At 59.5% G+C, this 8,568-nt stretch carries 4 protein-coding genes; 3 read left to right on the forward strand and 1 reads right to left on the reverse strand.

The window, feature by feature from the left end; genetic code table 11:
* Positions 1 to 19: 19 nt before the first annotated feature.
* Positions 20 to 2,419: a beta-N-acetylhexosaminidase gene (locus HA41_RS20575; RefSeq protein WP_094122291.1), complete on the forward strand. Its 2,400-nt coding sequence runs from the start codon at positions 20 to 22 to the stop codon at positions 2,417 to 2,419.
* Between the two features lie 30 nt (positions 2,420 to 2,449).
* Here HA41_RS20575 and galR read toward each other — a convergent pair whose 3' ends face one another.
* The gene (galR, locus tag HA41_RS20580; protein WP_094122292.1) at positions 2,450 to 3,454 is read right to left on the reverse strand and encodes an HTH-type transcriptional regulator GalR; all 1,005 of its coding nucleotides are present in this window, start codon (positions 3,452 to 3,454) and stop codon (positions 2,450 to 2,452) included.
* A 192-nt stretch (positions 3,455 to 3,646) separates the two neighbouring features.
* Here galR and HA41_RS20585 point away from each other — a divergent pair, with 192 nt between their 5' ends.
* Positions 3,647 to 5,920, forward strand: a complete 2,274-nt coding sequence (locus HA41_RS20585) for a molybdopterin guanine dinucleotide-containing S/N-oxide reductase (protein ID WP_094122293.1) — start codon at positions 3,647 to 3,649, stop codon at positions 5,918 to 5,920.
* A gap of 280 nt (positions 5,921 to 6,200) precedes the next feature.
* On the forward strand, positions 6,201 to 7,928 hold the full coding sequence (locus HA41_RS20590; RefSeq protein ID WP_094122294.1) for a penicillin-binding transpeptidase domain-containing protein: 1,728 nt from the start codon (positions 6,201 to 6,203) through the stop codon (positions 7,926 to 7,928).
* Positions 7,929 to 8,568 lie beyond the last annotated feature (640 nt).

An 8,568-nucleotide genomic window follows, 5' to 3' on the forward strand; every position in this document is an offset into this window, starting at 1 on the left:
TCTACAAGGATGCCCGCCAATGTGGTTACGCCGTTCTCTGATTGCTGGTTGTGGTGCGCTAAGTTGCATCATGAATATTTCGCTGGTTTCAGCCGCGCAGGCTGAAAAGCTCCCCTTAATGCCGTGGCCTCAGCGGGTTGAACAGCCCGCCAGCGGCGGGTCGCTGACCCTGACACCACAGCTGACGCTGCAGATTACCGGCGATCATCTGGCAGGCGCCGAGGCGCGCTGGCTGGAGCGCATCGGCAATCAGACCGGCTGGCCGCTGTTGCCCGCCAGCCAGCCGGTGGCACAACCGACCATCCGCATCGTGATTGCTAACGCCGTCGATCCGCTGCCACAGCCCGACAGTGATGAGCACTATCATCTGCAGGTGGATAGCAGCGGGGTGCTGCTCACTGCACCCAGCCGGTTTGGTGCGATGCGTGGCATGGAAACCCTGCTGCAGCTGATTCAGAATGGCGATCGGGGCACCACACTTCCTTACGTCACCATTGATGACCATCCGCGTTTTCCGTGGCGTGGAATCCTGATCGACAGCGCGCGTCACTTTATGCCGATTGACACCCTGAAGCGGCAAATTGATGGCATCGCCGCTGCCCGGATGAATGTCTTCCACTGGCATCTGACCGACGATCAGGGCTGGCGCTTTGCCTCCAGCCGCTATCCGCAGCTTCAGCAGAAGGCCAGCGACGGCCGCTATTACACCCAGCAACAGATGCGTGACATCGTACAGTACGCTGCCGATCGCGGTGTGCGGGTGGTGCCGGAGCTGGATCTGCCGGGTCATGCCTCGGCGCTGGCGGTGGCGATGCCGGAACTGATCAGCGCACCGGGTCCTTATCAGATGGAGCGTGGCTGGGGCGTATTTAAACCGCTGCTGGATCCCAGTAATGAACAGGTTTATCAGGTGATCGATAACCTGGTCGGCGAAATGGCGACGATCTTCCCCGATCCCTGGCTGCATATCGGCGGCGATGAGGTCGATCCGACCCAGTGGAATCAATCGCCGCACATCCAGCAGTTTATGCGCGATCGCGGCCTGAAAGATGCCCATGCCCTGCAGGCTTATTTTAATCAGCGGCTGGAGACGATCCTGGAGAAACATCAGCGCCAGATGATGGGCTGGGATGAGATCGCCCATCCCGATCTGCCGCGCAGCATTCTGATCCAGTCGTGGCAGGGCCAGGATGCGCTGAGCGAGGTCGCGAAAGAGAACATGCGCGGCATCCTTTCCACCGGCTTCTATCTCGATCAGCCCCAGCCCGCCAGCTACCACTACCGTAACGAGGTTTACCCGCAGGGGCTGAATGGCCAGGATAAGCTGCAGCCGGGCGAACAGGCGCAAAGCTGGGCGTTCACCCTGCCGCGCCTGAAAGGCAGTCCGGTGCAGGGCAGTTTTACCCTGATCGAGGGGCAACAGGGCTGGCGCGGCTTTATCGACTTTGCCGGCAAAGCGCGGCGGATGGTCAGCCAGATCGACTGGTTATCGACGCAACAGGTGCGTTTTCGTGTGGATAGCTGGATGGGGCCGCTGCAGTCGGTGGTCACGCTACAGCCTCAGGCGCTCGACGGCTATGTGCTGGTCGGAAACGTGCGCTATCCGGTCACCGGCAAAAAGCTGGCGCAGGTGCCAGCCGGGATGACGCCAGTCCTGCCGACACCGCAGCAGATGCAGCAAAATCTGCTGGGTGGTGAGGCGGCGCTGTGGGCCGAGAATATCAACAGCCAGATTATCGATACCAAACTCTGGCCGCGCGCCTTTGTGGTCGCCGAGCGATTGTGGTCCGCTCAGAACGTCACCGATAGCGAGGAGATGTATCAGCGGCTGGCGGTGATGGATCGCTGGAGCAGCGTCTCTGTCGGCACTCAGCAACATGCCCAGGCGGAACGTCAGATGATGCGTCTGGCGAACCGTAGCGATATCACCCCGCTTCAGGTGCTGGCCGAGGTGCTGGAACCGGCGCAGTATTATACCCGTCAGCATCTGAAGTTTCAGGCCGGCCATTATGATTATCATGAACCGTTAAACCGGCTGGCTGATGTGCTGCCTGCTGAAAGTGAGGCGGTGCGTCAGCTGGAACAACAGGTCGCTGCGCTGATTGCCAGGCGCACGGACGCTGCGGCGACAGCGGCGATTCTTCATCAGTTGCAGCGCTGGCAGGCTAACACCACGTGGGTGATGCCGGTGATTAACGCGAATTATCCGCTGAAGCCGCTGGCACACAGCGCGCAGCAGGTGGATGCACTGAGCCGGATGGGGATCGCACTGGTCAATGCCTATGCCCGTAATCAGGCGTTTGGTGCCAGCGAAGTGGCACAGATGCACGCCGCGCTGGACGCGGCGGCGGATGTGCAGGATGAGACGGTGATTGCGCTGGTCAGGCCGCTGGAAAGGTTACTGCGCGCCTTTAAATAGCCGGGCGCGGCCGTAAGCGGCCGCGCGCCATTACGATGCCGGACCGCTAACCGAATGGCGGCGTACCAGCGTCGGACTGAACATATGGGTCACTTCCGGCAGCGGCTGGTCGTTAGCCAGCGCCAGCGCCAGTTCAGCGGCCTGCTGCGCCATAGTGATAATCGGATAACGCACGGTGGTGAGTCGTGGGCGTACATAACGAGAGACCAGCACGTCGTCGAAGCCAATCAGCGACATCTCTTCCGGTACGCGTACACCGTTATCGCTGAGCACCGCCAGCGCACCGGCGGCCATCGAATCGTTGTAACAGGCGACCGCGGTGAAGTTTTTGCCGCGTCCCAGTAGTTCAGTCATCGCCGTTTCGCCGCCCACTTCATCCGGTTCGCCCCAGGTGACCAGCCGATCGCTGCACGGCAGGCCGTGCTCTTTCAGCGCATCGTAATAGCCCTGCAACCGATCTTCGGCATCGGAGATGGTGTGGGTTGAACAGATGAAGGCGATATTCTGATGACCCTGCTGGATCAGATGGCGGGTCGCCAGCCAGGCGCCGTAGCGATCGTCGAGTGCGATACAGCGCTTTTCGAAGCCTTTTATCAGGCGGTTAAGCAGCACCATGCCTGGTACCTGCTTCATTAACTGTTCCAGTTCTGCATCCGGGATTTTCTTGGCGTGCACCACCAGCGCCGCGCAGCGGTGACGCATCAGCTGTTCAATCGCCTGCCGCTCTTTTTGCTCATTGTGGTAACCGTTACCAATCAGCAAAAAGTTGCCGGTTTTACCTGCCACTTCATCGACCGCTTTGACCATCGCGCCAAAAAACGGGTCTGAAACATCACCCACAATCAGCCCGAGCGTTTCGGTCGATTGTTGTGCCAGTGCGCGCGCATTGGCGTTTGGGTGATACTGAAGTTGCTCCATCGCCTGGCCAACCGCCTGGCGCGAGCTGTCGCTGGCTTTGGGAGAATTATTGATTACACGGGAGACCGTGGCGACAGAAACGCCAGCCAGTCGGGCAACATCCTTTATGGTAGCCATGCGTTTACCTGCTTCCGGGGAAAACGTTTACACATCGCATCAGTGTTACGGAAAAGGGCCGCCACATCAAGCCAGCAGAATGCCAGCGTCGTCGCAAAAGGCGGCGAAACCAGGCTCTCCGGCACGTCTTCTGTGAAGACCGCACGGCATGGTATGCTGATTATTCCCCACTCTCTGCCGTGAAAAACAACGATGAAAACCAAAGTGCCACATCTGGCGCACTGGGGCGCCTTCACCGCCGTCACTGAAAACGATCGCCTGATCGGGTGCGAACCCTTTTTCGCTGATGCCGATCCCTCGCCGATGATCAACACCATTCCTGAACTGGTCTACTCCGATAAACGCATTCGCCAGCCGATGGTGCGACGCTCGTGGCTGAAGTCACGCGAAAATAGCGATCGCACGCTGCGTGGCCGGGAAGATTTTGTCGCCGTTGACTGGGAGACCGCGCTCGATCTGGTGGCGGAGGAAAACCGCCGCATCCGCGAACGTTACGGTGCCTCGGGCATTTTCAATGGCTCGTACGGCTGGTCATCCGCCGGACGGGTGAACCATGCCCGCACCCTGATTCGCCGTTTCTATTTTCAGGGCGGCGGCGGCGTCGATCAGCAGGGCAACTACAGCTGGGGCGCGGCGCAATTTTTTCTGCCCTATGTGATTGGCACCTATATGCCGCTGACCGGTCGCGTCACCGACTGGCCGGAAGTGGTGGAACACGCGGAAATTTTTGTCGCCTTTGGCGGACTGGCGCTGAAGAACGCCCAGGTCGCCTCGGGCGGTGCCGGGCAGCACAGCCTGAAACCGGCGCTTGAGCAGCTGGCAGCCAAAGGCACGCCGGTGATCAATATCAGCCCGATGCGCGATGACTGCCCGGCGTTCGTTAACGCTGAATGGATACCGATTCGCCCGAATACTGACGTGGCACTGATGCTGGCGCTGGGTTATGAGATCGCTCAGCGCAATGCGGTGGATGAGGCGTTTCTCGCCAGCCACTGCACCGGCTGGCCGCAACTGCGCGCCTACCTGCTGGGCGAGTCGGATGGCGTGGCGAAAACCGCCGGCTGGGCCAGCCACATCACCGGCATCCCGGCTGACCGCATCGTGCAACTGGCACAGCAGCTGATCGGCAAACGCAGCTTTATTACCTGTTCCTATTCGGTTCAGCGCGCCCATCGTGGCGAGCAGCCCTACTGGATGATGATTGCCCTCTCATCGATGCTCGGCCAGCCTGGTCTGCCGGGTGCGGGCTTCTCCTTTGGTCACGGATCGATGAACAGCGTTGGCAACCCGCGCCAGGAGGGGCCGGCACCGATGATGAGCACCGGACCCAATCCGTCCGGCCTGTCGATTCCGGTGGCGCGTATCAGCGATATGCTGCTCAATCCCGGCCAGCCCTACAGCTTCCAGGGCGAGACGCTGCACTATCCTGACATTCATATGGTGCACTGGGCGGGCGGTAATCCGTTCCATCATCATCAGCAGCTCAACCGGCTGGTGGCGGGCTGGCAGCGGCCTGATACCGTGGTGGTGCAGGACATTGTCTGGACGCCAGCGGCGCAGATGGCCGATATCGTCCTGCCCGCCACCACCACGCTGGAGCGCAACGACATTGGCGGATCGTCACGTGACCGCTTTGTGCTGGCGATGCATCAGGCGATCAAACCGCAGCATCAGGCGCGCAATGACTTCGATATCTTTGCCGATCTGGCGGAGCGTCTTGGCTACCGTGACACCTTCACCGAAGGGCGCAACGAGATGCAGTGGATTGCGCATCTCTACCAGCAGTGCGCCGTGGCGCACCAGCGCAAAGGCATCGATTTCCCGGAGTTTGAGGCGTTCTGGCAGCGCGGCTTTGTCGAGATCCCCCAGGGCGGTAAACCTTACGTCTTTATGGATGCGTTCCGCACCGATCCGCAGGCCAACCCGATCAACACCGCCAGCGGTAAGATCGAGCTGTTCAGCCAGACGATTGCCGACTACCAGCTTGATGATTTTGCCGGTCATCCGGAGTGGCGCGAGCCGCAGGAGTGGCTGGGTGCGCCGATCGGCCGCGACTATCCGCTGCACATGATCTCGATCCAGCCCTCAGACCGGCTGCACAGTCAGCTCGATGCTACCGAAACGGTACAGGGCAATAAAACCGCCGGTCACGAGACGCTCTATATGCATCCGCAGGATGCGGCGGCGCGCGGTATCGTAGACGGTGACGAGATTGAGGTCAGCAACGCGCGCGGCGTGATGCTGGCGGGCGTACGCCTGACCGATGGCCTGACGCAGGGCGTGGTGATTATCGCCACCGGCGCCTGGTTTGATCCCGGCTTTGGTCAGGCGTGGCAGCCCTGGGATCGCGCAGGCAATCCCAACGTGCTGACGCTCGATATCGGGACCTCGTCCCTGACTCAGGGACCTAACGCCATGAGTTGCCTGGTAGAAATCAAAAAACATCAGGATTGCAAAATAGCGTAAGGATCTCATGGCTGGTTACACTTTGCCGGTAACTGTTGCGTTTGCGCGATAGCAGCCGATTAAGCCCGCTTGCTACAGTCAGGGTCCCAGAGGTATTGATGGGTGAACATCAATAGATTTTCTTGATTACACCAACCTGCGCAGATGCGCAGGTTTTTTTTGTCCGCCATTCAGCGGCCGATAACGAACTGATACACAGTTTTCCTGTTATCCGGTCAGCGCTTTCTTTATAACTGCTGACTTCAGCCCTCTTTTTCTCTTTTTAGCGCAGCGGATTGCCATGCCCCGGATTAAAAAACTACTGGGAAAAGACCAGATCAAAGCCCCGTTTAACCCTTTTCGCTTTCGCCTGATCTGCCTCGGCGTGCTGGCCTGCATGGTGGTACTGCTGGCGCGCGTTGCCGATCTGCAATTCCTTAACCAGCCGATGCTGGAGCACGAAGCCGATCAGCGATCGCTGCGCACCGTCACGCTGCCCACCAGCCGCGGCACCTTGCTGGATCGTAACGGCGAAGCGCTGGCGCTTAGCGTACCGTCGCGCGATGTGATCGCCGATCCGCTACGGGTGCTGGAGAGCAACCCCGACTTTACCAGTGCTAAATGGGCCTATCTCGCCGCCGCGCTGAATACCCGTCCGGAGCAACTCGCTGCGCAGATCACCGCCAATCCGAAACGCCGCTTTCTCTATCTGGGACGTAAAATCGAACTGGGTATCGCCAAAGATATTAAAGAGCTGAAGCTGAAAGGCATCAGTGAGGTCTACGACGACAGCCGTTTCTACCCGATGAGTGAAGCCTCGGCGCCGCTGATTGGTATCGTCGGCGCGGATAACGTCGGCCTTAACGGGCTGGAGAAGGGCTTTGACAAGGTGTTACAGGGCGAGCCGGGCAAAGAGGTTTATCGCCAGGACGCTGCGGGCCACATCATCGCGATGATCAACTACCAGCCGCCGACGCAGCCGCCGACGGTGCAGCTCAGCATCGACAAATACGATCAATATACGCTCTATAGCAAACTGCGCGACGGCGTGCTGCTGAACAAGGCGGACTCCGGCGCAGCGGTGCTGGTGAAGATTGATACCGGCGAAATTCTGGCGATGGCTTCTTATCCGTCGTTCAACCCCAATAACTATGATGGCGCTACGCCCGCCCAGATGCGTAACGCGGCGATTAACGACAGTTATGAACCCGGTTCCACGGTGAAGCCGCTGGTGGTGATGGAAGGGCTGGAGCGTCATCTGGTGCGGCCGGATTCAGTTATCGATACCACGCCATACCGGGTTAACGGCCACCTGATCCGCGACGTCGGTCACTGGCCGCGCCTGACCATGACCGGCATCCTGCAGAAGTCGAGCGATATCGGGGTTTCCCACATCGCGCTGGCGATGCCGGCAGAGGCGCTGGTGAATACTTACCACGCGTTTGGCCTGGGTAAACCCACCGGTTTAGGCTTAACCGGCGAGAGCGTGGGTTACTTCCCGTTGCACCGTACCCGCTGGGCGGACATCGAGCGGGCCACGTTCTCCTTTGGATACGGCCTGCGCGTCACGCCGCTGCAGATTGCGCGTGAATACGCCACCCTTGGCTCTTACGGCATCTACCGTCCGCTGTCGATTACCCGGGTCACGCCGCCGGTACTGGGCAAGCAGGTGGCGAATCCGGAAACGGTGAAAGAGGTGGTCCACATGCTGGAAAGCGACGTGTTGCCGGGCGGGACCGGGTTAAAAGCCGCGGTGCCGGGCTATCGTCTGGCGACCAAAACCGGTACCGCCGAGAAGATGGGTAACAGCGGCAAATATGATGGCGGTTACGTCAACTATACGGCCGGTATCGCGCCAGCCAGTCACCCCGAAGTGGCGCTGGTGGTGATGATTAACCATCCGACCGCTGGCGATCACTTCGGTGGCTCGGTGGCCGCGCCGGTATTTGGCAACATCATGGGACCGGTGCTGAAGCACATGAACATTGCGCCGGATGCGATTTACAGCGCAGTCGCCGCCAGTAATTAAGATAAATCTGAATAAAATCAGAGTGTAAGCAAGGCGTAAGAGATATTCACACCTCGTTGCACTTCCCCGAATTCGGTTGCGTTTTCCCTCTGTTGCTGCGGCACGAAACAGTGCGAGGATAGAGGTCCCAGAGGTATTGATGGGTGTGAAAACAACACCGCTTCGGCAGTGATTACCCTGTTATTGCACCAACCCACGCAGATGCGTGGGTTTTTTTTGCCTGTACCAGGCAGAGCGTACCGACGCGCATTTTTCCCGCCTGAGCGTGCCGTCAACATCATCATTGTTCTTAACGAAACCCTTACCGTTTGCCGATAGAAAGGCGCGTAACATTTCGCCGATAATGCCCGCCGTGAGGCCCCGGCGGGTGGTTTTCATGCTGGCAGATTTGCGCCAGCACCCTCGGCCACGCCGGGCACCCGCTTAAGTATTCCGCACCCTCCGGGATGTTCTTTTTCTGTTTATCTGAAGAGTTCGATGATGACTCCCCACTTACGCTCTGCGCATTCCGGCTGGCTGAAATGGCTGCTTTTATTGATTGTGGCGGCGACGATCGCAGGCGTGGCCTGGCGTCTGTTGCCGATAGGCAAAGCACCGGGTGGGACGATGCCACCGGGTGGCCGCGGTGCGCCCGGCGGGT

The sequence above is a fragment of the Pantoea conspicua genome, from assembly GCF_002095315.1.
GTDB classification, from domain to species: Bacteria; Pseudomonadota; Gammaproteobacteria; order Enterobacterales; family Enterobacteriaceae; genus Pantoea; species Pantoea conspicua.

What these genes read in the sequence shown, in the direction of transcription:
- HA41_RS20590 (WP_094122294.1), top strand. Translation starts at nt 6,201, where the DNA reads ATGCCCCGGATTAAAAAACTACTGGGAAAAGACCAGATCAAAGCCCCG.
- galR (WP_094122292.1), bottom strand. Translation starts at nt 3,454, where the DNA reads ATGGCTACCATAAAGGATGTTGCCCGACTGGCTGGCGTTTCTGTCGCC.
- HA41_RS20575 (WP_094122291.1), top strand. Translation starts at nt 20, where the DNA reads ATGTGGTTACGCCGTTCTCTGATTGCTGGTTGTGGTGCGCTAAGTTGC.
- HA41_RS20585 (WP_094122293.1), top strand. Translation starts at nt 3,647, where the DNA reads ATGAAAACCAAAGTGCCACATCTGGCGCACTGGGGCGCCTTCACCGCC.